This is a genomic window from Nonomuraea sp. NPDC004186 (genome assembly GCF_053603495.1).
In genome coordinates this window covers 44800-69270 of record NZ_JBSGFQ010000064.1, presented here as the reverse complement: position 1 = coordinate 69270, position 24471 = coordinate 44800, and the positions used below count along the sequence as shown (strand labels likewise).

18 protein-coding genes are annotated in these 24471 nt (G+C 69.7%); 8 read left to right on the top strand and 10 right to left on the bottom strand.

All coding sequences use genetic code 11. The features are described 5' to 3' along the window. Window positions 1-335: 335 nt before the first annotated feature. The gene (locus ACWEPL_RS39985; protein ID WP_363984238.1) at window positions 336-1658 is read right to left on the bottom strand and encodes an ROK family transcriptional regulator; all 1323 of its coding nucleotides are present in this window, start codon (window positions 1656-1658) and stop codon (window positions 336-338) included. A gap of 242 nt (window positions 1659-1900) precedes the next feature. Here ACWEPL_RS39985 and ACWEPL_RS39980 point away from each other — a divergent pair, with 242 nt between their 5' ends. The 8 genes from ACWEPL_RS39980 (at window position 1901) to ACWEPL_RS39945 (ending at window position 12517) form a co-directional block, all read left to right on the top strand. Next, a complete protein-coding gene (locus ACWEPL_RS39980; RefSeq protein ID WP_452439228.1) occupies window positions 1901-3181 on the top strand; it encodes an ROK family protein in 1281 nt (426 codons plus the stop codon). Window positions 3182-3396: 215 nt separating this feature from the next. Then, window positions 3397-8598, top strand: a complete 5202-nt coding sequence (locus ACWEPL_RS39975) for a ThuA domain-containing protein (protein ID WP_452439227.1) — start codon at window positions 3397-3399, stop codon at window positions 8596-8598. A 71-nt stretch (window positions 8599-8669) separates the two neighbouring features. Further along, window positions 8670-9311, top strand: a complete 642-nt coding sequence (locus ACWEPL_RS39970) for a hypothetical protein (RefSeq protein WP_363984244.1) — start codon at window positions 8670-8672, stop codon at window positions 9309-9311. 99 nt (window positions 9312-9410) lie between these two features. Then, entirely contained in the window at window positions 9411-10448 is a 1038-nt protein-coding gene (locus ACWEPL_RS39965; protein ID WP_452439226.1) for a COG1470 family protein, read from the top strand. After that, complete coding sequence (locus tag ACWEPL_RS39960; RefSeq protein ID WP_452439225.1) at window positions 10445-10708, top strand: hypothetical protein; 264 nt, start codon at window positions 10445-10447, stop codon at window positions 10706-10708. Before ACWEPL_RS39965 ends, ACWEPL_RS39960 begins: the two co-directional genes overlap by 4 nt. Then, window positions 10705-11310, top strand: a complete 606-nt coding sequence (locus ACWEPL_RS39955) for a hypothetical protein (protein WP_452439224.1) — start codon at window positions 10705-10707, stop codon at window positions 11308-11310. Before ACWEPL_RS39960 ends, ACWEPL_RS39955 begins: the two co-directional genes overlap by 4 nt. Window positions 11311-11627: 317 nt before the next feature. Then, window positions 11628-12191: a DJ-1/PfpI family protein gene (locus ACWEPL_RS39950; RefSeq protein ID WP_452439223.1), complete on the top strand. Its 564-nt coding sequence runs from the start codon at window positions 11628-11630 to the stop codon at window positions 12189-12191. Window positions 12192-12220: 29 nt separating this feature from the next. Next, the gene (locus ACWEPL_RS39945; protein WP_452439222.1) at window positions 12221-12517 is read left to right on the top strand and encodes a hypothetical protein; all 297 of its coding nucleotides are present in this window, start codon (window positions 12221-12223) and stop codon (window positions 12515-12517) included. On the opposite strand, the gene ACWEPL_RS39940 is transcribed toward ACWEPL_RS39945, so the two are convergent. The 9 genes from ACWEPL_RS39940 to ACWEPL_RS39900 all read right to left on the bottom strand — a co-directional run bounded on the left by ACWEPL_RS39940 (window position 12470) and on the right by ACWEPL_RS39900 (window position 24416). Beyond that, window positions 12470-14548: a beta-galactosidase gene (locus tag ACWEPL_RS39940; RefSeq protein WP_452439221.1), complete on the bottom strand. Its 2079-nt coding sequence runs from the start codon at window positions 14546-14548 to the stop codon at window positions 12470-12472. The genes ACWEPL_RS39945 and ACWEPL_RS39940 overlap by 48 nt on opposite strands. Before the next feature lie 20 nt (window positions 14549-14568). Next, window positions 14569-15480, bottom strand: a complete 912-nt coding sequence (locus ACWEPL_RS39935; RefSeq protein WP_363984255.1) for a carbohydrate ABC transporter permease — start codon at window positions 15478-15480, stop codon at window positions 14569-14571. Next, window positions 15477-16379, bottom strand: coding sequence for a carbohydrate ABC transporter permease (locus ACWEPL_RS39930; protein ID WP_452439220.1), 903 nt, complete (start codon window positions 16377-16379; stop codon window positions 15477-15479). The genes ACWEPL_RS39935 and ACWEPL_RS39930 overlap by 4 nt, the downstream gene beginning before the upstream one ends. Next, window positions 16376-17740: an extracellular solute-binding protein gene (locus ACWEPL_RS39925; protein WP_452439219.1), complete on the bottom strand. Its 1365-nt coding sequence runs from the start codon at window positions 17738-17740 to the stop codon at window positions 16376-16378. Before ACWEPL_RS39925 ends, ACWEPL_RS39930 begins: the two co-directional genes overlap by 4 nt. Next, window positions 17737-18762 (bottom strand): LacI family DNA-binding transcriptional regulator, encoded by a 1026-nt coding sequence (locus ACWEPL_RS39920; protein WP_363984261.1) that lies wholly within the window; start codon window positions 18760-18762, stop codon window positions 17737-17739. The genes ACWEPL_RS39925 and ACWEPL_RS39920 overlap by 4 nt, the downstream gene beginning before the upstream one ends. A 500-nt stretch (window positions 18763-19262) precedes the next feature. Then, complete coding sequence (locus tag ACWEPL_RS39915; protein ID WP_452439218.1) at window positions 19263-20729, bottom strand: hypothetical protein; 1467 nt, start codon at window positions 20727-20729, stop codon at window positions 19263-19265. Then, window positions 20726-21601 carry an OmpA family protein gene (locus ACWEPL_RS39910; protein ID WP_452439217.1) on the bottom strand — a complete coding sequence of 292 codons (876 nt, stop codon included), beginning with the start codon at window positions 21599-21601 and terminating at the stop codon, window positions 20726-20728. Before ACWEPL_RS39910 ends, ACWEPL_RS39915 begins: the two co-directional genes overlap by 4 nt. 11 nt (window positions 21602-21612) lie before the next feature. Then, window positions 21613-24096 carry an Hsp70 family protein gene (locus tag ACWEPL_RS39905; protein WP_452439216.1) on the bottom strand — a complete coding sequence of 828 codons (2484 nt, stop codon included), beginning with the start codon at window positions 24094-24096 and terminating at the stop codon, window positions 21613-21615. Further along, window positions 24093-24416, bottom strand: coding sequence for a nucleotide exchange factor GrpE (locus ACWEPL_RS39900; protein ID WP_363984269.1), 324 nt, complete (start codon window positions 24414-24416; stop codon window positions 24093-24095). Before ACWEPL_RS39900 ends, ACWEPL_RS39905 begins: the two co-directional genes overlap by 4 nt. Window positions 24417-24471 lie beyond the last annotated feature (55 nt).

The following is a 24471-nucleotide window of genomic DNA, read 5'->3' as shown; positions in this document are numbered from 1 at the left end:
CGGTTACGGTGTGGCCGTGCCCGCCTGATGGCCCCGCCCGCCTGACGGCGCCGGTTGGCACCGCCGCGACGGCACCGAGGTCGGCGTCAACGGTGCCGGTGCGGCTTCGGGTGACCGATCAGGCAGGCGGGACGTTCTGGGTGGGGAAAGGGCACGGGGAAAAGGGCACAGGGGTTTCCGCCCGCCTGGCCGCATGCCCCATGGCCGCGGCACGCGAGATGGGCGGGATGTGCCGAGGCGGTGCGGAACAGGACGGTCAGGCGGACGGGAGGTTCAGGGAGCGGGCGGTAGCTCGGGACCGCGTGCCGGCACGCGGGTCAGGCTGACTGTGGCGATCAAGCCATCGGGGTTCCCTCGATAACCCCGATGGTTGGAGGCGTTCGGCTCGAGATGCTTGTGGGGTTGGACAGTGCTCGTTCGACGACGACTCCGGCCGCTCCGCGTGAGGCGGCGCCGAAGCCGAGGTCTGAGGCGACGAACCGGCAGCGCTCGACGGCGTCGCTCATGCCCAGGAGTGCCAGCGTCTGTTGCGCTGCGGGGATGATCAGGTCGGCGAGTCGCGCGAAGTACCCGCCCAGCACGATCACCCGTGGGTTGAAGAGGTTGACCAGCATGGCCGCCCCGATTCCGAGCCACCGGCCCACCTCCGCGGCGGCGGCGTCGACGCGGGGATCTCCTTCGGCCCGTCGGTGCTCGATCTCGGCCAGCCGCTCCTCCGGGTCACGGACGAGTTGCGGGCCCGTGCCGTACGCGCGGTCCGGTGTGGCCATACGGACCAGCGCGGCCAGCCCGACTTTGGTCTCCCAGCAACCGACCCGGCCGCAGCGGCACGACTCGCCGGAGGGATCGATCACGACGTGGCCGACCTCCCCCGCGAATCCGTCCGCTCCGCCCAGCAGCCGGCCGCCGGCGATGACGCCGCCGCCGATGCCCACCTCGCCTGTGAGGTAGACCAGGTCGGAGGTGCCCGCCGCGACGCCCGAGGTGTACTCGGCCAGGGCGGCGAGGTTGGCGTCGTTGTCCACCGCGACGGGGATGTCCGCGGCGATGTTCGCGTGGGACAGCCGCTCCGCCACCGCCACCCCGCGCCAGCCGAGGTTCGGGGCGACGACGACGGTGCCGGTGGTGGCGTCGATCAGGCCGGGGACGGCCACGATGATCCCGGCCGGCGTGATCCCGAGCCGGTCGAGGTCGGCGACGGTCCTCTCGGCCATGCGGGCCAGCTCGTCCAGCGAGCGTTCCGGGCTGGAGCCCATGGCGTCGAAACCGATGCGCCGGTCGATGATCACCCTGCCGGCCAGGTCGGTGGCGATCGCGGCGATGTAGTCGACGTTGACTTCCATGCCGAGGGCGCCGACCCGGGAGCCGTCTAGGGCGAGCGCGACACCCGGGCGGCCGACGGAGCCGGCGTGCTGCGGCCCCATCTCCTTGACCAGTCCGCGCGCCTGCAGCTCGCTCACCAGACTGGTGACGGTCGCCTTGTTCAGCCCGGTCGCGGCGGCGACGGCCGATCGGGTGCACGGGCCGCACGCGCTGACGTGACGCAGCACGAGGGCGAGATTGGAACGGCGCACGGTGGCCTGATCCGCGGGAGCTCCCGCGGACCCGCCGCGACTCATCGAGTCGGTCGCGTGGCCGTCGGCCCGGCTGTGATCCACGCTCCTCCTCGATTAGTTCGGATGGCTAGCCGAATTAAAGGCACGACTTCCGGCGGGCACAAGTATTAAATCGTTCGTAACTTGCGTAACGTTCCGATAACTAGAGCGAGAAACCTGGCCGAAGTGCACGGAAGCGAGCGATGCCAACTCGTTACGGACTTGAGGGGTGCGTGGTCCGACATCGCCGTGTTACAACCCTGATTAATTGATCTCGGAGACAAACAAAGGGGCAGGTGGTGCGGGTGACGTACAGAACGTCCCGCTCCCGCTCCCCTGGCGGCGCCGCGCCGACGGGTCCCGCCACGCTGCGCCGGGCGAACCTCTCGCTGGTGCTGCGCGAGCTGCGCGAGCACACCTCCCTGTCCCGTGCCGAGATCGCGCAGGCGACCGGGCTGCACCGGGCCACCGTCTCCAATCTCATGGCCGAACTCCTGGAACGGCGGCTGGTGCGGGAGGTCGGTGTCGAGCACGTGGGCGCGATCGGGCGTCCCAGACGGGCGGTGGCGCTGCACGGCGCGCACGTCGGCGCCCTGGGCATGGAGATCAACGTCGACTACATCGCGGTCCACGGCACCGACCTGAGCGGCCGGAGCCTGGTCGAGCGCCGGGTGGTCCACGACGCGATGGGCAGCGGCCCGGACAGCGCCGTGCACCGGCTCGGGCTCGTGGCCAAGGAGGCCGTGGAGGCGATGCGGCGGGCCGGATCGGTCCCGACCGGCATCGCGGTGGCCGTCCCCGGGCTCGTGGACGTGACACGCGGCGTCGTGACACTCGCGCCGAACCTCCACTGGCGCGACCTGCCCCTGGCCGAGCAGCTGAGCTCCATACTCGGCCCGCGGAGCGTGCCGGTGTGGGTGGACAACGACGCGAACCTCGCCGCCCTGGCCGAATACACCTCCGGCGTCGCCGCCGGCACGCCCCACCTGGTCTATCTCACCGGAGAGGTGGGCGTGGGCGGCGGCATCATCTCAGGCGGCGAACTTCTGCGCGGAGCGGACGGATTCTCCGGCGAGGTCGGGCATCTGCGGGTCGACCCCAACGGCGACCGATGCGGCTGTGGCCGCATCGGCTGCTGGGAGACCAAGGTCGGCCTGGCCGCGCTCGTACGCGCGGCCATGCCCGAACAGGCGTACGGGTTGCCCGGCATGCCGGTGCCCGATCCCGGCGAACGGGTGGCCGACATCGCCAGGGGCCTGGCCTCGGGCGACCGGCGGATGACGATGGCGGTGGCGCAGGTCGGCGAGTGGCTCGGGCTCGGCGGCTCGATCCTGGCCAACCTGTTCAACCCGCGGGTGATCGTCATCGGCGGCTACTTCGCCTCACTGGCCCAGTGGCTGCTGCCGCACGCACAAGAGCAGCTGCGACGGCTCGTGGTGGCCGCTCCCGCCGCCGAGTGCCGATTCGTCGCCTCCACGCTCGGCTTCGGCGCCGCCTCCCGGGGCGCCGCGAGCATGGTGGTCAACCACATCATCGACGATCCGACGACGATCTTGGATTCACTCCGCAGGCCGGCACCTTACTGACGGCCCCACAGACCTGGAGACGGCACCCTCCAGCAACCCGCACTATCCGCTACCACCCCAAGTGGCAACAGCGCGGCGGCGCGCGCCTTGCCTGACGTCCCCCCGGTCAGGAAGGGTTTTCCATGTCACCACGTCCTCGAACATGGGCAGAGAGGCTGCTCAACGCGGTCCTGCCAGAAGGCGGACGACGCCCGAGACGTCGAACCGCCACCACGATGGCCTTAGCCCTCGTCGCCCCTTTCCTCATTCCCCTTGCGGCGCCCGCGAGCGCCGAGGCCGCCACGGCGGCGGAGCCCGCCTTCAAGGTGCTCGTCTTCTCGAAGACGACCGGATTCCGGCACGACTCGATCCCCGAGGGCATCGCGGCCGTGCAGAAGCTCGGCCAGGACAACAACTTCGCGGTCGACACGACCGAGGACAGCGCCCTGTTCACGGACCAGAACCTGGCGCAGTACCAGGCCGTGGTCTTCATGTCCACGACCGGTGACCCGCTGGGCACGCAGGAGCAGAAGGACGCCTTCCAGCGCTACATCCAGGGCGGCGGCGGCTTCGTGGGCGTCCACGCCGCCGCCGACAGCGGCTACAACTGGGCCTGGTACGGCAAGCTGGTCGGGGCGTACTTCAAGCAGCACCCGGCGATCCAGCAGGCCACGGTCAAGGTCGAGGACCCGGCGCACCCGGCGACCAAGGATCTCCCGACGACCTGGACCCGTACCGACGAATGGTACGACTACCAGGCGAACCCGCGTGGCACGGTCCACGTGCTGACGTCGATGGACGAGAAGTCCTACACCGGCGCCACGATGGGCGCCGACCACCCGAACTCGTGGTGCCAGGACTTCGACGGCGGCCGGTCGTGGTACACCGGGCTCGGCCACCTCAAGGAGAACTACAGCGAGCCCAACTTCCTGAAGCTGCTGCTCGGCGGCATCCAGACCGCCTCCGGCGCGGTCAAGGCCGACTGCTCGGCCTCGCAGAGCTCGAGCTTCGAGAAGGTCACCCTCGACGACAACACGTCGAACCCGATGATGGTGGACGTCGCCAAGGACGGCCGGGTCTTCTACATCGACCGGCTCGGCGAGGTCAAGATCATCAAGCCGGCCGGCGGCACGGTGACGGCGGCGAAGCTGAGCGTCTTCACCGCCAACGAGAGCGGCCTGCTCGGCATGGCGCTCGACCCCGGCTTCGACTCGAACCACTGGGTGTATCTCTACTACTCGCCCACCGGGACGAACGTCGACCGGCTGAGCAGGTTCACCGTCACCGGTGACACCCTGGACCTGTCGAGCGAGAAGAAGATCCTCGACGTCCCGGTGCAGCGGGCCGAGTGCTGCCACCACGGCGGCGGCATGGTGGTGGACCCCAAGACCGGCAATCTGTGGCTGGGCACGGGCGACAACACCAACCCGTTCGCCTCCGACGGCTACGCGCCGCTCGACGAGCAGTCCGGCCGCGCCAGCTGGGACTCCCAGCGCACTGCCGGCAACACCAACAGCCTGAGCGGCAAGCTGCTGCGGATCCACCCCGAGGCCGACGGCACCTACACCATCCCGTCCGGCAACCTGTTCGCGCCGGGCACGGCGAAGACCAAGCCGGAGATCTACGGCATGGGCCTGCGCAACCCGTTCCGCATGGGTCTCGACCCCAAGACGGGCAACATCATGCTCGGTGAGTACGGTCCCGACGCGAACGCGGCGAGCTCCACCCGGGGTCCGCAGAACACGGTCGAGTGGAACCTCATCACGAAGCCCGGAAACTTGGGCTGGCCGTACTGCATCGGCAACAACACCCCGTACGTCGACTACAACTTCGCCACCAAGCAGTCGGGGTCGCCGTTCAACTGTTCCGCGCCGGTCAACGACTCGCCGAACAACGACGGCCTGACCAGCCTGCCGCCGGTGATCCCGGCGACGATCTGGTACCACTACGCGGCCGACCCGCAGAACTTCCCGGAGCTGAGCGGTGGCGCGCCGATGGGCGGCCCGGTCTACCGCTCCGACCCGAACCTGCAGTCGGACGTGAAGTGGCCGGCGTACTGGGACGGCAAGGCCGTCTTCGGTGAGTGGAACAACGACAAGGTGTGGTCGTTCCAGCTCGACGAGAACGGCAGCAAGGTCGTCGAGATGAACCCGATCCTCGGCTCCCTGTCGTTCAAGAAGCCGATGGACATGAAGTTCGGTCCCGACGGCGCGCTGTACATGATCGAGTGGGGCTCCGGCTTCGGCGGCGACAACGCCGACTCCGGCATCTACCGCATCGAGTACACCAAGGGCACCCGACCGCCGATCGCCCGAGCCACGGCGGACAAGACCAACGGGCCCCTGCCGCTGGCGGTCACGTTCTCCAGCGAGGGCAGCCGGGACCCGGAGGGCAAGACGCTCACCTACGCCTGGGACCTCGACGGTGACGGGGACACCGACTCCACCGACCCCAACCCCACCTTCACCTACGAGAAGGGGGGCGATTACAGCGTGGTCCTGACCGTCAAGACCCCCGACGGCAAGACCGCCACCGCCAGCGTGTCGATCAGCGCGGGCAACACCCGTCCCACCGTCAAGGTGGACGTTCCGCCGAACGGCGCCTTCTTCGAGTTCGGCGACCAGGTGAAGTTCAAGGTCACCGTCACCGACGCCGAGGACGGCACGATCGACTGCGACAAGGTCAAGATCCAGGCGATCCTCGGCCACGACAGCCACGGCCACCCGCTCGACCAGCTCAAGGGCTGTGAGGGCACCCTGCAGACCCAGCAGGCGGGCCACGGCGAGTACGACAACCTCTTCTACGCCATCGAGGCCAGCTACACCGACGGGGGCGCCAATGGCGCCGGACCGCTGACCGGGCGGGGCCAGATCATCCTGGAGCCCAAGCGCAAGCAGGCCGAGCACTTCGCGCAGACCGGCCGGGTGGCCGGCGGCAAGGGCACCGACGCCGCGGGCGTCCAGGCGGAGACCACGACCGACACCCAGGGCGGCAACCAGCACATCGCGTTCGTCCAGGACGGCGACTGGTGGTCGTTCGACCCGGTGAACCTGTCGAACGTCACCGCGATCCGGCTCCGGGCCTCCTCGGGCGGAGCCGGCGGAACCGTGCAGGTCCGGGCGGGCAACCCCGAGACCGGCGCTCTGGTCGGCTCGGTCGACGTGCCGCCCACCGGCGGCTGGCAGACGTTCACCGACGTCACACTCGACCTGACCGGCCCACCGGCCGAGAGCGGACCGCTGTACTTCGTCGTGCGCAAGCCGGCGAGCGCGGCCGACAACGCCTACCTGGCCAACTTCAACTGGGTCGACTTCGTCGGCAAGGGCGCCACGGACAACGAGCGTCCGGCCGTGACCGCGACGGCGACCCCGGCGACGGGCGTCGCCCCGCTGAAGGTCGGCTTCAAGGCGACGGCCACCGACCCCGAAGGCGACCCGATCACCTACAAGTGGAACTTCGGGGTGACCGGCGCGCCGGAGCCCACCACGGCCGAGGCGAGCTACACCTACACCGCGCCGGGCAACTACACGGCCGTGGTGACCGTGACCGACGACAAGGGCGCTTCGGCCACCGCCCAGGTCCCGGTCAAGGTGGACGCGGCGGCCACGGTGTGCTTCGCCGGCCGTTCCGACAACTTCCTGGGCAGCCAGCTCGACCGTGACCGCTGGTCGGTCATCCGGGAGAACCAGGACCTCAAGGTCGCGGACGGCAAGCTCGTGATCCCGACCTCGACCACCGACATCTACAGCACGGGCGGCAACACGCCGAACGTCGTCGTGCAGCCGGCGCCATCGGGTGCGTGGACCGCCACCGCCAAGCTCACGCTGGACGCGCGTGACGCGTACCAGCAGGCGGGCCTGATCATCTACGGCGACGACGACAACTACGCCAAGATGGTGCTGCAGGCGCGGTCGACCTCGGGTTCCAACCACGCCAGCCGTATCTTCCAGTTCATCCGGGAGGAGAACGGCAGCCCGAACGAGGTGTCGCAGAGCAACACGGCCAACCTCGGGGACTCCTACCCCGACACGGTGTACGTGCGGTTCGTCAGCGACGGCACCAACATCACTGCCCACTACTCCTCGGACGGCACCACGTTCACCGCGATGCCGCAGACCAAGCCGCTCGCCGGGATCGCCAACCCCAAGATCGGCCTGATCTCGCTGGCCGGGGCCAACCACCCGGTGGTGGATGCGTCCTTCGACTGGTTCCACATCACGCCGGACGACAAGGCGACGGCGCCGGACCCGGACGACGAGTTCGAGGGCACCGCGCTCGACTCCTGCCGCTGGAACGCGGTCGTGCGCCCCGACGCCACGGCGGCGCGCGTCGGCAACGGCAAGCTGGAGCTCGACACCACGACCGGTGACATCTACGGGACCGGCAACAGCGGCCCGAAGAACTTCATCCTGCAGACGGCGCCGAGCGGCGACTGGACGCTGGAGACCAAGGTGGACGCCTCGGCGCTCACCGAGCAGTACCAGCAGGGCGGCCTCATGGTGTACACCGGCGACGACGACTACGTGAAGCTCGACTTCCTCACCACCAACTCGGCAGGCTCGACGGTGGCGCGGAGCATCGAACTGCGCAGCGAGGCCAGCGGCACCGTGCAGAACCCGCAGCCGCAGGTGAACAACCTCACCGGCGGCGTGTGGTGGCTGCGGCTGAGGAAGGCGGGCACCACCTACACCGGCTCCTACTCCCCCGACGGCCGGACCTGGACGGATCTCTCCGCGACGGTGGAGAACACCGCGGTGGCCACCGGCGCGAAGGTCGGCGTGTACACCATCGGCACCAACCAGTCGGCGTCGAAGACGGTCACGTTCGACTACTTCCACCTGACCAAGGCAGGCTCGGACGAGGACAAGACCGCGCCCGTGACGACGGCGACGACCGATCCGGAGCAGCCGGCGGGCGGCATGTTCACCGGTCCGGTGTCGGTCACGCTGAAGGCCGCCGACGAGGACGGCGGCAGCGGGGTCGACAAGACCGAGTACCAGCTCGACGGCGGTGGCTGGACCGCCTACACCGGACCGGTCACCGTGACCGGCGACGGGCAGCACGCGCTGAAGTACCGCTCGGCCGACAAGGCGGGCAACGTCGAAGAGGCCAAGACGCTGACGCTGACGATCTCGGCGTCCGCGCCGCAGGTCAAGCTGACGGTCTCCGCCTCGTCCCGCTGCATCGGCACCTCGGCGTACGTGGCGGTCACGGCCGTCAACGGCTCGGACGTGCCGGCGACGGTGACGCTGACCACCCCGTTCGGTTCGAAGACCGTGGCCGACGTGGCCCCGGGCAAGCAGGCGTACCAGTCCTTCAACAGCCGGGCCGGGCAGATCGACGCGGGCACGGTGACCGTGAAGGGGACCGCGACGATCGGCGGCGGGCAGGTCCCCTCGTCGTACGACGCCGCCTACCCGGCGCTCAGCTGCCGCTGAGCCCCGATAGCAGAACCCGGGCCGGCCGGCCGAGCAGCCGACCGGCCCCACCCCCTCAATGGAGCGAACACATGAAGATGCACAGGACTACACAGATGCTCGCCGCGGCGATGCTCGGTGTCGCGCTCGCCGCCGCCGGCGCCGGCGCGGCCGGTCCCGCGGTGGCGGACGACGACCCCGACAACGGCATCGACGTGTCGGTGACGATCGAGCCGAACACCACTCCCGGTGAGGTGTCCATGACCGTCGCCGACAACGGCGGCGTGGCCCTTCAGGAGGACGGCTCCAACGCCGCCGCCCGCCAGTTCGTCGGCACCCTGCCGACGGTCACGGTGACCGACAGCCGCCGGCCCGAGGAGATCCCGGCCGGTGACTTCTGGGCGGTCGTCGGCCAGGCCAGCGAGTTCACCGCGACGAGCGGTTCGGCGCCGCCCATCGGCCCGCAGTACCTGGGCTGGCGGCCGCGCCTGCTGAGCGACTCCTCCTCCGGGGCGGTGGAGGCCGGTGAGCCCGTCTCCAGCGTCATCTCGGACGGCTCGGGAGCGCCCGCCGTCGGTCTGCAGGGGCAGGAGCTGCTGGTGTCGACGGCGAACTCCGCCGACGAGATCGGCACCTGGCAGGTCAACGCCGGCCTCGCGCTGCGCACTCCCGCCGACGTCGCCGCCGGCGAGTACCACTCGACTCTGACGCTCTCCCTCTTCAACCAGTCCTGAACCCGGAGGCAGGACGCCATCGCCCGCTGTGGGCGTCCGGGACCTGTGCCGGCCTGGCGCAGGTCCCGGACGGCCACGATGAGACTGGAGACACCTCTGTTGACCACAAGCCGTTCGCGAGACGCCCTCGCCCGCCTCGCCGTCTTACCCGCCGTCGGCGTTGCCCTGCTGGTCGCCGTCCTGGTCGCCACGGTCGCGTTCGCGACCCCGTCCGACGCCGACACCACCTGGTCGGTCGTTCCGGCCAACGCCGACGGCCCTGACGGCCGCAGCGTCATCGACCTCGAACTCGCCGGCGGGCAGCAGGTGGTCGAGCATGTGGCGGTCATCAACCGTTCCACTCAGCCGGTCGACTTCGCGATCGACGCCAATGACGGCTACCTGACCTCCAAGGGCTACTTCGACATGCGGCCCTCGGACGCGAAACCGACCGACGGCGGCTCCTGGATAGCGGTTCCCGAGAAGGTGACCATCGCCGCCGGGGCCACCTCCGTCGTGCCGGTGACGGTGTCGATCCCCCAGAACGCGACGCCGGGCGATCACCCCGCAGGTGTGACCGCGTCCCTGGAGACCGTCTCCGGTCAGGTACGGGTCCAGAACCGGGTGGGCGTCCGCCTGAACATCCGCGTCACCGGCGACTATGTGGCCAAGGTGGCAGTAACCGACGTGCAAGCCGAGTACACGGGATCGTGGAATCCCTTCGCCGCCGGATCCGTCGAGGTGACCTACACCGTGGCCAACGCCGGCAACGTCCGGCTGGTCGCGGACAACCGGGTCCTGACGTCCACGTTCGTGGGCGAGAACAACTGGAGTGACCCGTCCGCGGCCAAGGCCAGGGAGCTCATGCCGGGCGGCAGCCGCACGTTCGTCGCACGGGTGCCCGGCGCCTGGCCGCTGGGTCCCATCGGCACGACGGTCACGGTGATCCCCTCGCCCGCGGGCCAGCCGATCCCGGGCGTCACCGCCCAGCGGATGGCGATCGACACCACGGTCTGGGCCCTGCCGTGGCCGCAGCTCTCCCTCCTCGTCCTCCTCATCCTCGCCCCCTTCGCCATCCGGCTGGTCGCCGCCTGGCGCCGCAAGCGCATCGAGAAGCTGATCATGCTCCACGGCAAAGGCACGCCTCAGGAGGCGTGAGCGTCATCGACATCCGTCCTCAGGAGGTGGCGACCATCAACCGACCCAGGCAACCGACCCAGGCGGCCCGCGCCGCCGCCATGGATCTGGCCGTACGGCAACGCGCCGACGCGCTCTTCACCTGGTCGATCGGAGCCACCGCTCCCGACGCCGTGCACATCGACGCGGGCCACAGCCACCGGCACGTGTTCCTACCGACATCACCCGGCGAAGGGGCGCTCACCCCCGACACCGAACCCGAGGGGAGTCACGACTCGTGAACAAGGCACCGGCATACGTCCTCACCGTCCTGCTGGCCGGGCTCATGCTGGTGCTCGGCGCACCGGCGGCCTCCGCCCACGGCGGGCCGATCAAGCTGGAGGTGACGGGAGACGGCGCCGACAACGTCAACGTGCTGGTCACCTACAAAAAGGACGGCCATCCCGTAACGGAGATCGTCCGGGCCACGCTGAAGGCGACCTCGGCAGACGGCCGGTCCTTCGGGCCGGTCCCGCTCAGGTCGGCGCCCGAGGGCCAGAACCTCTACCACTCCGCCGAGCCGCTGCCGGGCGGCGAGTGGCGGGTCACCGTGACCGCGACCGAGCCCTCCAAGGCGAAAGCGACGGTGAAGGTGAAGGCGGGCGTTGTCGCCGCCTCCCCCGTGGCGGCGACCGCCCCCGCACCGGGCCAGGCGACGGGCCAGGCGACGGGCCAGGCGACGGGGCCCGCGCGGAACAAGGCCGTCGCGCCGGCGACCGTGATGGACGACCAAGGTGCGATGGGGACTCCCCTCAAGATCGGCATCATCGTCCTCGTGGCGCTCGTCGCCCTGGCGGCCTGGATCGCCCTCGCGTGGCGGCACCGCATGGGCGTCCGGCGCTGAATTCGGCCGGCCGGGAATTGGCGAATACAACAGGATGGATGGCCCGCAGCGCGCGGCGCAGATCGCCGGCATCGCCGGGTCGGCTCGACCGCGACGACGTCGGCGCCCAGCGTGACCAGGGCGGTGGTCAGCTTGCCGGTTCCGGCGCCGAGGCCGAGCACGCGAGGGCCGGGCTCGAGCGCCGAGCGCATCGCAGCGTGCGCGTAGGCCAGTCGGTGCTCGGCGTACACAGCGGTCCGCGGGTGAGGCTGCCGGCGGGGGCTGCCATTTCTGCCCCCTGCAAATTAAGATCCACCATGGGAGAATAGGAGTGAGTCATGGCCCGAGTGCTTGTTCTGACCGGCGATGCGGCGGAAGAGCTGGACTCCATGTACCCCGTCTTCCGGCTCCGGGAAGGAGGTCATGAGGCGATCGTGGCCGCCCCCACCACGCGTGCGGTGAAGCTGGTGGTCCACGACTTCGAGCCCGGCTGGGACGCCTACACCGAGAGGCCCGGCCATCAACTGCCGGTGGATCTCGCATTCGCCGACGTGCGCCCCGAGGACTACCAGGCGCTGGTGATCCCGGGCGGCCGCGCGCCGGAGTACATCCGCACCGATCCCGACGTCGCCCGTATCGTGCACTACTTCTTCGAGCGCGGCCTGCCGGTGGGCACGATCTGCCACGGCCCGCAGGTGCCGGCGGCGCTTGGCCTGCTGCGCGGCCGTACCACGGCGGCGTTCCCGCCATTGAGGACCGACATGGAGATGGCGGGTGCGACCTTCGTGGACGCCCCCGACGTGGTGGACGGCGCGATGGTCTCCTGTCGTGGCTGGCCGGACCTGCCTGAATGGTCGCGTGCTTTCATGCGCGTGCTGGAGGGCGCGAACGTGCCGTTGTAGGTGGTTCGGTCGTACCCCTTCGCCTGGCCTTGTCCGGTGCCGCGCTCGTACTCGGCCAGGATCTGTCGCAGGTGCGCCTGCTGCCGCTGGTCGTGGAAGATGTGGCGGACGAAGGTGAGCGGGCTGGCGAGTTGGAGGAGCGGTTTGCCGCCTTGGCGCGCGAACTCGACCGCTCGGCGCCGGAACTCGTCGCCGCCGAGCGCGCCGATCTCGGCCTGCGCCTGCAGGAGGTGCTTACGGGAGCGGCCCCGGCCCGAGAGGCCGGGGCGAAGCGACGGCTATGGCGTCTCCAGCAGGACGCGTACATCCCATGGACCGAGACGTAGTTCCGCACCGGCCGCATGGTCAGCGCCGGCGAGCACATCACGCACTGCGGTCGGTGCCGTGACGGCGATCTCCTGCCAGGTCCAGTTGTGCAGGAAGCGCAGCCGCCGCCCGTCCGCCGTGACGGCGCCGGTCGAGGTGACGCCCGCCGGCATGCCGCCCCACGACCCGGCGTCGGGGACGAGCCAGCGGAACAGCGCCGTGGCCATGCCGGGGTTGGGGATGGTGCCGACGCAGGTGATGCGGCCCGCGCCGTACGGGCGGGTGGTCACGGCCGCCCACCGGCCGAAGTGCGGGTGCCGGTAGTCGGCGAGCACCTCGGCGTCCTGCGCGTGCACGCCGTCCGCCCATCGGGTGCCCGCGGCGTCGGACGGCAGCGTCAGCGGCGAGCCGGGCATGGCCCGCACGGGCAGGTCGGCCGGCAGGTTGCTGAACTCGTCGTACGACACGCCCGCGGGCTCGGCGAGCCGGGCCGGCTGGACCTCGCGGCGCGCGCGGGCCTCGTGATCGGCGTAGGCGGTGCGCGGCCCGAGCACCAGGTGGCCGCCGGCCGAGGCGTAGGCCGCCAGCCAGTCCAGCGTGGCGTCGTCGGCCGCGTACAGACCGGCGGCGACGAGGACGGGGTGCCGTGCGGCCAGCTCGCCCGGCTCGGCCGCCACCGCCTGAGCCGCGTGCAGCACCCGCACCTGGAGGCCCGCCTCGAACGCGCCACGGTAGAACGGGTCGAAGATGCCCTGGTAGGAATGCCGGTCCGGGCCGCCGTCCGGCAACGCCAGAGCCGGCTGGGCGGTCAGCGCCCACTTGCTCGGCGTGGAGTAGAGCATCGCGACGTCGGCGTCCGGGGTCAGGCCCGCGACCAGCTCGCCGGCCGTCTCCAGCTCCGCGCCGATCTGGGCGATCTCCCGATAGACGCGGCCCGGGCGGCCGCTGTGCGGCAGGACGCCGCCCCAGTAGGTCTCGGTGCCGGAGACCAGGGTGCGCCACTGCCAGTACTCGATCATGTTCGCGCCCCGCGAGACGAGGGCCCAGGCGGCCTGCCGCCACTGACCGTCGTACGCGGGATGGTTCATCCACGACGGACCGATGGCCTGCGCGTTGGTCTCGGTGACCAGGAAGGGCTCCTGACGTGAGGAGAACATCCGGTCGGCGCCGAGGTAGAACGACCAGGTGTCGTGGGTGTCCCACAGCTGCGGGCCGCTCTGCCCGGCGGGCAGGGCGAGACCGTCCTGCATGGCGTAGTACGGGTTGCCGGCGGTGACGTCGAGACGCCGGGTCAGCTCGTCGTCGGCCACTCCGGGCCGTTCGTAGGAGACGCAGGTGGTGACGAACTGGTCCGGCCTGGCGTATTCGCGGACGATGTCCGCCTGCCAGGCGATGAACTCGGTGACCTGCTCGGCCTGAAAGCGACGCCAGGCCTGCTCGTACTGCGGTTGCGCGTTGCCGTCCGGCGTCCACAGGTCCGCCCAGGTCGACAGGCGATGCGACCAGTAGACCAGGCCCCACTCCTGGTTGAGCGTCTCCACGTCGCCGTAGCGGTCGCGCAGGTGATCAACGAAGCGCTGGAAGACGCCGTGGTTGTGCAGCAGCACCAGGCCGGGCTCGTTGTCCACCTGGAAGCCGATCACCGCCGGGTGGCCGGCGTACCGCTCCACGACGCGCCGGATGATCCGCTCGGCATGGAAGCGGTAGGCCGGGTGGGTGAAGTCCATCTCCTGGCGGCCGCCCCACGGGATGCGCCGTCCCGCGCCCCGCTCGCCGGCGATCTCGGGGTACTGGCGGGCGAGCCAGGGCGGCACGGCATAGGTCGGGGTGCCGAGGATGACGCCGATGCCGCGCTCGTGCGCGCCGTCGAGCGTGGGCTGGAGCCAGTCCAGGTTGAAGCGCCCGTTCTCGGGCTCCCAGGTCGACCAGACGGACTCGCCGACCCTGATGACGGAGAAGCGCGCCTCGGCCATCAGGTCGAGGTCGGTCTTCAGCAGCTCACTGGGGTGGTATTCGGGATAGTAGGCGGCGCCGAAGAGTACCCGGGGCACGTGTGTTTCCTTCGTTTCGTTCATTGCTTGACCCCGCCGGCGGTGAGGCCGTTCTGCCAGTAGCGCTGGAGCATCAGGAACGCCGCGACCAGCGGGATGATGGACAACAGCGAGCCGGTGACCACGAGGGGGATGACGTCGCCGGTGCCGCCGCCGCCCACCGACGCCCGCGCGGCCCAGTTGGCCAGGCCGACGGTGACGGGGTAGAGGGAAGGGTTGTTGAGCATGATCAGCGGCAGGAAGTAGTTGTTCCAGGTGGCGACGAGCGTGAAGAGCAGCACGGTGACGAAGCCCGGCGCGAGCAGGCGCAGCACCACCTGGCGGAAGATCCGGAACTCGCCGGCCCCGTCGATGCGGGCCGCTTCGAGGATGCTGTCGGGCACCGCCTCCTCGACGTACACCCGCATGAGGTAGAGCCCGAACGGGTTCGCCAGCGAGGGCAGGATGACCGCCCAGGGCGTGTTCACCAGCCCGGCATTCGAGAAGATCAGGTACGTGGGAATGACCAGGGCGGTGCTGGGCACCATGATCGCGCCGAGGACGGCTCCGAACAGCAGCCTGTTGCCGCGGAAGGCGAACTTGGCGAACCCGTAGCCGCCCAGGGCGGCCAGCAGCGCCGCGCCGCCCGCGCTCACCAGCGCGTACATCGCCGTGTTGAGCAGCCAGTGGACGTACACTCCGCCGTCGGCGGTGAAGACGTTCCGGACGTTGGCCGGCAGCGCGAAGTCCCCGCCGAACCAGAGCCCGAAGCTGGAGAACAGCGCGCCCGTGGTCTTCGTGGCCGCCACCACCAGCCAGAACAGCGGCAGCAGGAAGTAGACCAGGACGGCGAGCATCCCCAGCGTGAGCACCGGGCTACGACGCCGGACCACTGCGGCGGAATGGGCGGCGCCGGCCGCGGCCCGGGGCGGCGCCGTTGCGGTGACGGTCATGTTCTCCTCCGGGCGACGGCGAGCTGGACGGTGTACGACACCACGACGATGACGAGCCCGAGCAGGAAGGAGACGGCCGCCGCGTAGTTGACGTCCTGGCTGATGAAGGCCAGGGAGTAGGTGTACAGGTTGGGGGTGTAGGCGCTGTCGATGACGTTGGGGGCCAGGCGCTGCAGCAACGCCGGCTCGTTGAACAGCTGGAAGCTGCCGATCACCGAGAAGATCAGTGCCATCAGAAGGGCGGGACGCAGGGCGGGGATCTTCACGCTCCAGGCGATCCGCCAGGCGCCGGCACCGTCCACGGCCGCGGCCTCGTACAGCTCGGTGGGGATGGCGCGCAGCGCGGCATACAGGATGATCATGTTGTACCCGGTGAACTCCCAGGTCACGATGTTGGCCACCGAGCCCAGCATCAGGTCGCCGCTGAGCAGGTTCGGCGCGGGCAGGCCCAGCGCCTCGACGAGCTGGGTGATCGGTCCGAACTGCGGGCCGTACAGGTAACTCCACATCAGCGCGGCGATCACGCCGGGCACCGCGTACGGGACGAAGATCCCCAGCCGGATCACCCGCGACAGCCACATCACCCCGCTGTCCAGGGCGAGGGCGAACAACAACGCCAGCCCCAGCATGATCGGCACCTGGACGAGGAAGAACCGGCTCACGCGCAGCACGCCGTCGAGCAGCCGCTCGTCGCTCAGCGCCTGGATGTAGTTGTCGAGACCGGAGAACCTGACACCGCCGATCAACTGCTCCCGGAACAGGCTCAGATATCCGGCGTACGCCAGCGGTGCCACGAGCATGGCGACGAACACGAGGAGGAACGGCGCGACGAAGAGGTAACCCACCCGGTTCCGGCGGGCGCTCGCCCGCCGGGACGGCGGCACTGTCATGACGCTCATGGCGCGACCTTGAAGCCCTGCTTCTCGGCGTAGGCGGTGATTGTCTGCTGCCACTTGTCCAACGCGGCGGCCGTGTCGGTCTTGTCGGCGAGCGACTTGCCCACCGTCTCGTTCCAGTCATTGTTGATCTGGTCCATGAACGGCAGCCAGGTGAAGTCGGTGGGGACCGTGCCGCTGATGTCGGCGAACACCTTGTTCACCTGCTGCCCGCCGTAGAAGTCCGATTTCTGCTCGACAAAGCCCGGGTCGCTCAGCAGCGCCTTGATCGGCGGATACAGGAACTGCAGGGTCGTCAGCATCTTGGCCGACTCGGGGTCGGTGTTGAGGAATTGGGCGAACATGGCCGCGGCGATCGGGTTCTTGGTCGTCTTGACGACGGCGCTGGTCGAGCCGCCCCAGTTGCCGGATTTCTGTTCACCGGCCGTCCACTGCGGCAACGGCGCGACACGCCACTTTCCGCGGGTCTCCTTGGCGCTGGTGGACAGGAAGAGCGGGCCCCAGGCGGCGGTCAGCCAGGTCGCGTACCTTCCCTTGTTGAGACCTTGGAACCACTGGTCGCTGAAGTCGGCGTCGGCCGACAGGACCCCCTCCTTGACCAGGCCGCTCCAGTAGGAGGCGAGCTTCTTCGGCGTCGCACCGGCGACGTCGACGGAGATTTGGTCGGCGCCCTTCATCTGGAACGGCTTGACGCCGGCCTGCCACATGAGGCCCGTCCAGATGGAGTTGTGGTTGGTGGGGAAGTTGGTCAGGTACACGCCGGGGTCGGCGGCGTGCAGCTTGCGGGCCGCGGCGGCGAACTCGTCCCAGGTCTTCGGCGGCTGGATGCCGTGCTTGTCGAAGATGTCCTTGCGGTAGAGCATCCCCATCGGCCCGGTGTCCTGGGGGATCGCCCAGACCTCGCCGTTCCTGCCGCTCACCTGCCCCCACGCCCAGTCGACGAACCGGTCCCCGAGCGCCTGCGCGCCGTACGGCCGCAGGTCCAGCAGACCGCCGGTGATGGCGAAGCCGGGAATGTGCTGGTACTCGATCTGCACGACGTCCGGGGCGCCACTGCCGGCCTTGAGCGCCGTCCGCAGTTTCGTGTACTCCGCCTGGCTGTTACCTGCGTTGACCACCTTGACGCTGATGGCGGGATATTTCTTCTGGAACAGCGCCACTTCCTTCTCGATGTCGGGCAGCCAGGTCCAGAACGTGAGCTCGGTAGGCGTCTTCATCGCCTTGTCGATGTCGGCCTGGCTGATGGCGGCGGTGGGCTTGCCCCCGCCGCCGTCGGTGCTGCCGGTCGTGCCGCCGGCGCATCCGGCGAGGAACAGGGTGGCGGCGGCTCCCACGGCGAGCCGCCTCATCCTTGGCATGGTCATCTCTTACTCCTTGGGGGGGTGGTCGACCGGCGCAGCACGAGCTGCGCCGGCAAGTCGTCGACGGTCGCCGAGCCGGGGGCGTTCTCGATCTGGTGGAGGAGCAGGTCGAGCGCGTGTGCGGCGATCGCCTCGAAGTCCTGACCGATGGTGGTGAGCGGTGGCGACAGGTACGCCGCGGCCGGGATGTCGTCCATCCCGACGACGCTCACCTCTTCGGGGACGGCACGGCCCGCCTCGGTCATGGCCCGCAGCAGGCCGATCGCCATCTCGTCGTTGGCCACGAACACCGCGGTGACCTCCGGGTCTGCGGCAAGTCGCCGGCCGGCCTCGTAACCCGAGGCGGGCGACCAGTCCCCTTCAATCGGCGGTGGCGCGGCGATCCCGGCGGAGTCGAGCGCGTGCCGCCAGCCGCGGGCCCGGTCGTGCGACGACGGCCACTGACCAGGTCCCGCGACATGCCAGACCGTCGCGTGCCCCAGGCCGAGCAGGTGCTCGGTGGCGACCCGGCCCGCATCGAAGCCGGATGTTCCGGTGACCACCATCCGGGGCCCGTCGAGACCAGGGAACCTGCCGAAGCTGAGCACGGGGATGTCCGGGTCGATGCGCAGCTCCTGCCCATCGTCTACCGGCTCGGACAGCACGATGCCGTCCACACCCTGGTCCAGCAGGGACTCCACCGCGCTCATGATGCTGTCCGGTCCGCCCTCGAACGTGTGGACGACGCTCAACGCGTAGCTCGTCTGCCTGGCCCGCCGCTCCAGCGCGACCAGCAGCGACGAGGGCCCGTACAGCGAGCTGCCGAGCGAGACCACCCCGATGCGCTGGAAGCGGCCCAGATTGAGCGCGCGGGCCGCGGTGTTGGGCCGATACCCGAGCTCGCGTGCCACCGCGAGAACCCGCTCCCGAACGTCGGCGCTGACGTACGGCTCGCCGTTCATGACACGCGAGACGGTCTTCTGCGAGACGCCGGCGCGCCGCGCGACGTCGATGCTGGTAGGGGCGCGGCGCCTGGCCTCCGGCATGAGAGCTCCTCGATACTGACTACGTAGTCATACACGGCGGATCTGTCGTCTGACTACGTAGTCAGACGGGGGATGCCCATTACTCTCGATTCCGGACACACCTCTTGTCAAGGGCTGGTTTCACGCTCGTTTCGCCCACGGCCACCCCACATGCGCCGGCCGCGCCGACTGGGGCGCTCACAGGCGGTGGCTTCTCCCTGGAAAGCCGCTGCGGGTCACACCCCATGCTGCGGCGGTGGCGAGAAGCAGGCTCGCCTACAGCAAGGCGAGGACGGCGAGCCTCCCTTGCTGACTTCCTCGCCCTGCACGGTTCCGTCTGCCGACCGCACCGGCAACCACTCGAGCCGTCCCCATCAGTGGGGACATCACCCCGCACGCTCTCCGCCACACCATGATCACCATGCTCCGCGACGGCGGTGTCGCCCCCGGCGTCATGCAACTCATCGCCGGAGCCCTGGTCGGTCCAGATCAACGCTCCCGTAGGCAACCGGCATGGTCGGCTAGCGTCCGGCCTCCGACGGACGGTCACCGGGCCGCCAACCCTTGGCGTACAGCTCCTTGACCGGCCCGAACTCGGTGAGGTCGCGGCGCGAACCCGCGATCAGCCAGCTCATCACGAAGACTCCGACCGCGATCAGGGCGGTGCCCAGGGCGATGGCGTCCATCAAGAACGCGACGACCGTAACCGCGGCCAAGGGTCCGATCAGCACGGACCCGGCGATTCTCCAGCCGCGCTTCCTCCTGCACCGGCGGCAGCGCGGCACGTGGACCGTAACCGTCCGCCAGGTTATCCGAGTCTGGTAATACGCGGTCTCGCGGTTGACGTCACCGTGCATAGGCAGTTTCAGCGCGCACGCCTTGTCGGCGTCCTGTCCGCAGAAGAAGCAGGAGGCATAGGAGAGGTTGTCGCGAATGATGTCGACGTTCTCCTGCACGCGGTCACGGACCGATTCCGTGTTCGCCAGGGCGAGAGCGGGCTGGAGAAGGTCCAAAGATCGCTGATACCCCTTGGCCGTGTTGACGTAGGCCACGACGCAGCCGAGAACTGTCAGGGCCATGTCGTCACCGGCGTCCCGCACCACCCGGTGATCGTCGGGCAGCACGCTGGTCACCACTCTGAGAAGGGGCTTGGCCTCATCGAGGAACCGCTCGGCCAGCTCGTCCCCACGCCCAGGGGCCGCTCTGATGGCCTGCCCCGCGTTCTCGCACAGCGTCTTGATCCTGGACTTCTCGTGCTCCACCGCGCCGTGCAGGGCCTCGTCGACCAGCTCGGACGCGAATCCGGACGCACGCATTCCGCTGATGTGCCCGCGTGAGTCCTTGAGCTGCCCGTCCCGTGCGGCTGCGACCGCCAGTTGGGCGTTGATCGCCAGCAGGGCAGCAGGCAGATCCTCGCGTATCCGGCGGACCGTGCCCGCGGTCAGCCGCGGATCGTCGAGCTCCTTGGCCCGTGCCCGCATCAGGTCCCAGAAGGAGTCGTCGGCGATCACCTCGGCCCAGCACTTGTAAGCCCGCTTCCACAGCCGTATGGCGTCGGCGTCCAGCCTGTCCGCGTCAAGCGCCCAAACGTGTGACAACACCGCGATGTTGTGCACCGCGATGGCCTTGGCGGGCCGCTTCGTCGTGCGCTCCCACACGCGGAGCGCGTCGTACGGCTCGCCCTTGAGCAGGGCGGCCATGGCGGCGTCGGTCTCGCCGTCGGCCATCGGCCACAGCCAGAACAGCTCGTCCACCAGCCGGGACACCGGATCCCTGAGCCGCTGCGCGGCCCGTTGCCGCGCGTCCTCGTCAGGGGGTTGCGCGGGCGGCAGTATCCCCTCGCTCGCGCCGGACCTGCCGAGGCTCTCCATGAGGCGCAGTTTCTCTGTGTGCCTCCGGATGTCGCGTGTCGTCGCGCGCACCGGGAGCCCCGTGATCCGGAAGGCGTTCTCCCGGTACAGGTCCGGCCGCAGCCCTACCAGCTTCATCCGGCGGCTCCGGAGATCCGCAGGGTGACCGTACGATTCCGAGCGTCGTCGCGGTACGGCGGCATGACCCCGCCCAGGGACGACAGCGCGAACCTGGTCGTGGGGATCCGCGACGTGGTGCGGAGGATCTCGCGAACGTAGGTGGCCCTGGCCAGGCCGAGGTCGGTGTTGCTGACGTACTCGCCGCCCGGCAGGAGCGCGTCGCGGTCCGTGTGGCCGACGACGGCCACGTCTATCTCGTTGGCGTACGGGCGCAGGCGCCCGCCCAGGCCGTCGAGCACGGCCTGACCGCGGCGAGTCAGCTCGGTGCCCTGACTGAACAGGGCCTCTTCGAAGACGATGGAGATCTCCCCCGGCGACCGCCTCACCCGGATTCCCGGCACATCGAGTCTCATGCGGGCGAGCACGTCGGGCTTCTCCGGCGGCGAGATCGTCACGACTGTCGGTGGGGCGGCGACCTCCTGGCCCGTCGGCAGGGCCGCGGGCTGCTGGGACATCCGCAGCCCGGCGGTCTCCAGGCGGATATCGACGAGCAGGACGAGCACCGCACCTGTGACCAGCACCGTGCACGTGACGAGCAGGCCCTTGCCGAGCCCGCGTCGCCGAGCGGCGGGGCGCATGGCCGCGATCCGCCGCCGCCCGGCGGCGATCTCCGCCCCGCCGGGGGCCAGCCGCTCCGCCTCGGCCCAGCACTGGTCCGCCCGGTCGAGGTCGCCCTGCTGGGCGTGGATGCGAGCCAGCAGGTCCAGCACGGTCACGCTGGGCTCCTCCTGGAGATCTTCCAGCAGTTCCACGGCCTCGCCGTGGCGACCGCTCCGTGCCAGGGTCCTGGCCTGGGCCAGGACCAGCTCGCGGGTGATGGAAAGGGACATGGTCACCTGCTTCATGACCCGCGTACGACGGTGCTGGACAGATCGAGCGGTGGCGGCGCGGGCAGCATGCTCTCCAGTTCGCGGTTCACGTCGCGTACCGTCCTCATGTCGCCCCGCTCCATCGCCTTCCTGCCCGTGTCGATGAGCTGGGCGGCCTCGTGCCTGTCACGCATGTCAGGCAGCAGGCTCCGGAGATGGTCGAACCGGATGCGGGGGAGCTCGTCCGTTCTCTCCAGCACTTCCGCCGCCAGTCCGTACAGGTCGTCGACACGTCTCCTGAGCAGGTCGGCGTCATGAGCGTTGATCGCCTCCCGCATCGCGGACTCGAGCGTGGTCAGGGTCCGCTGGTCGTTCAGGTCGCCCATGCTCAGCACGATGTCCCGGACGCCGGCCATCGTGTCCTTCGCCTCCTGGACCAGCTTGGGCCACTCCACCATCTCCTCGACCTCGTCGATGGCAACCTGGAGATCGAGCAGACGCTTGCCGCACTCCGTGGCGGCGTTCGGATCGGCGCGGGCCGCGTCGACAAGCCGGTCGAGGTCCTTGGCGGTCCCTTCCGCGTCGATCCTGGCGAGCAGCGTCTCGGCCCTGGCGTCGCCGAGGTCGCCGGCCTCCGTGCGCAGCTCGTGCAGCCGGTGCTTTTCCGCATGCACCTTCCTGTTCAGCTCGTCGTGCGTGGGAGTCGTCTCGGTACGCAGGTTGACGACGTGCTCGAACTCCTCGTCAAGGAGCGGGATGTAGGCACGGGCGACGACCAGCCGGGATTCGTCGACCACCACGGAGAACTCCACCTCGCTGCCCGCCGGCACGTCACGGGTGACCTGGCCAGGATCGATCTGCAACCGGCCGACCCGCCGGTTGCGGTCGGCGCGCGAATGCTCGCCCTCCACGATCGGGATGCGGATGTAGCCCTCGAGACGGCTCCGGCTGAGCGCGATCGTGGTGCGCAGCGTGTGCCTGCGCCGCGCCGGGAGCGGCGTCCCCCTCGGGAGCAGCCAGGCCACGCCTTGGTCCTCCAGCCATACGCCGATCGCGTTGGTGAGCGTGGGTTGGGAGTCGACGGCTCCGACGGTGTAGGTCAGCCGGTCGGGGGTCACCTTGCGCCGGGTTCCCGAGCCGTCGGTGAGCTCGACGCGGAACGTGTTGGCCCGCCCGCGCTCGGCCCACAGTGTGGTGGTGAACGTCCCGTCGGCGTCCAGCGCGATCTTGCCGCTCCGCCACTCCGGCCGGGCCTCCGGGTTGACCAGCTCGATCGCGAACCCCGCTGTGTCCGCCCCCGACACCCGGCCTCCGATGAGCGGCTCGGTGTCCGCCCCCACCGGCTGGTAGGCCAGATCCACTGCGTACTCACCGGCGGGCGGGACGGACAGCGGCTCCATGGCGTCCAGGCGTTGGGTTCCGGCGAAGATGGCGGCGCCCGTGGCCACGGCCGTGATGGGGTCCTTGCTGTGGTCGAGCGGGATCCCGAGCCCCTCCCGGGGGTCGGCAAGCCGTTCCCGGAGGTACGGCGACAGTGTGGGGCCGCCCACCAGCAGGACCTTCTCGATGTCGGCCGCGCCGAGCCCGCGCTCCTCCAGGGCCTTCTTGCAGAGGTTCACCGAGCGCACGATGAGCGGCTCGGTGAGCCGCTCCAGCTCCGCCCGCCCCAGGTCGTAGAAGAAGTCGATATCGTCGCCACGGTCGTCCTTCAGCAAGAGGGAGATCGACGCGGAATCGCTCCGCGACAGCTCGATCTTTGCCTCTTCCGCGGCCCGCTTGAGCTGGCTGATGGTCGCGAGTGAGCTCGGGTTGCCCCGGCTGAGATCGGCGAACCGGTACTCCCTCGTCAGGGCCGGGACGAACAGCTCCTCGACGATCTTCCAGTCGACCAGCTTCCCTCCGAGGGTGTTGTCACCCCGGTGGTTGACGACGGTGAACTCGCCGTCCCTGATATTGACCACGGCCGCGTCGAACGTCCCGCCTCCCAGGTCGTACACCAGCCAGAAGGCGTTGTCAGCCGTGCTCTGGAACCCGTACGCCAGCGCGGCCGCGGTGGGCTCCTGCAGCAGCGGCGCGTGCTCCAGCCCGGCGAGCCTGGCGGCCTGCTTGGTCGCCTCGCAAGCGCTCAACTGGAAGGCCGCCGGCACCGTGATGACCGCCGCCCGCAGATCATCGCCGGTCCGCTGCACCACGTCGCCCTTCAGTGACTTCAGCACTTCAGCGGACATCTCCTCCGGCGTCATCGACCGGCCGCCGTCGGCGAAGACCTTGGGCTGGTCTGTCATGCCCATCCTGGCCTTGAACTCGATGCAGGTGTTCTCGTGATCCAACTCGCTGCGCTTCTTGGCGACGTCGCCGACGTGGAGCCGTTCCGCTCGGTCGATCCAGATGGCGGAAGGGGTGATCTCTGATTGGCGGTTGTTCTTGACCACCTCGACATCGACGCCGTTCAGCACGGCGATCGAGCTGTTGGTGGTACCGAGGTCGATCCCGTAGCCGATCGTGGTCCTGGTCACGGGGTGGCTTCCTTCGCGACGGGGTCGGGGGTTCCCACGATCACCTCTCCTCGCTGAATCACATGATCGTTCAGGTAAATGCTCGGCCGGATGGTCTCCACCACCCGGTCACGGTCGAGTCCGAGCGCGGGCTGGTAGGACAGCACCTCGATCGCGAGCCCCGGGTCGAACGGATCGTTCAAGTGCTCCTGGATCTTGATGCCGGCCTGGGCGAAGGCATCCCAGGCCATCTCCAGGTAGCGGGTCACGGCCCGCGTCTCCCCCGGGAGCCGCCGCACCCGGCGATCGAGCCGCCAGATACTCGTCACCACCTCGGCCACCGAGCGCCCTGGGAGAGTGTCGTCCGGAGTCTCCGTGGGCCGGTCCGTCACGAGG

Excerpts from the sequence above, each read along its gene's own strand:
- ACWEPL_RS39975 (WP_452439227.1), top strand. The coding sequence starts at position 3,397 with ATGGCCTTAGCCCTCGTCGCCCCTTTCCTCATTCCCCTTGCGGCGCCC.
- ACWEPL_RS39970 (WP_363984244.1), top strand. The coding sequence starts at position 8,670 with ATGAAGATGCACAGGACTACACAGATGCTCGCCGCGGCGATGCTCGGT.
- ACWEPL_RS39950 (WP_452439223.1), top strand. The coding sequence starts at position 11,628 with ATGGCCCGAGTGCTTGTTCTGACCGGCGATGCGGCGGAAGAGCTGGAC.
- ACWEPL_RS39935 (WP_363984255.1), bottom strand. The coding sequence starts at position 15,480 with ATGACCGTCACCGCAACGGCGCCGCCCCGGGCCGCGGCCGGCGCCGCC.
- ACWEPL_RS39930 (WP_452439220.1), bottom strand. The coding sequence starts at position 16,379 with ATGAGCGTCATGACAGTGCCGCCGTCCCGGCGGGCGAGCGCCCGCCGG.
- ACWEPL_RS39925 (WP_452439219.1), bottom strand. The coding sequence starts at position 17,740 with ATGACCATGCCAAGGATGAGGCGGCTCGCCGTGGGAGCCGCCGCCACC.
- ACWEPL_RS39920 (WP_363984261.1), bottom strand. The coding sequence starts at position 18,762 with ATGCCGGAGGCCAGGCGCCGCGCCCCTACCAGCATCGACGTCGCGCGG.
- ACWEPL_RS39915 (WP_452439218.1), bottom strand. The coding sequence starts at position 20,729 with ATGAAGCTGGTAGGGCTGCGGCCGGACCTGTACCGGGAGAACGCCTTC.
- ACWEPL_RS39910 (WP_452439217.1), bottom strand. The coding sequence starts at position 21,601 with ATGTCCCTTTCCATCACCCGCGAGCTGGTCCTGGCCCAGGCCAGGACC.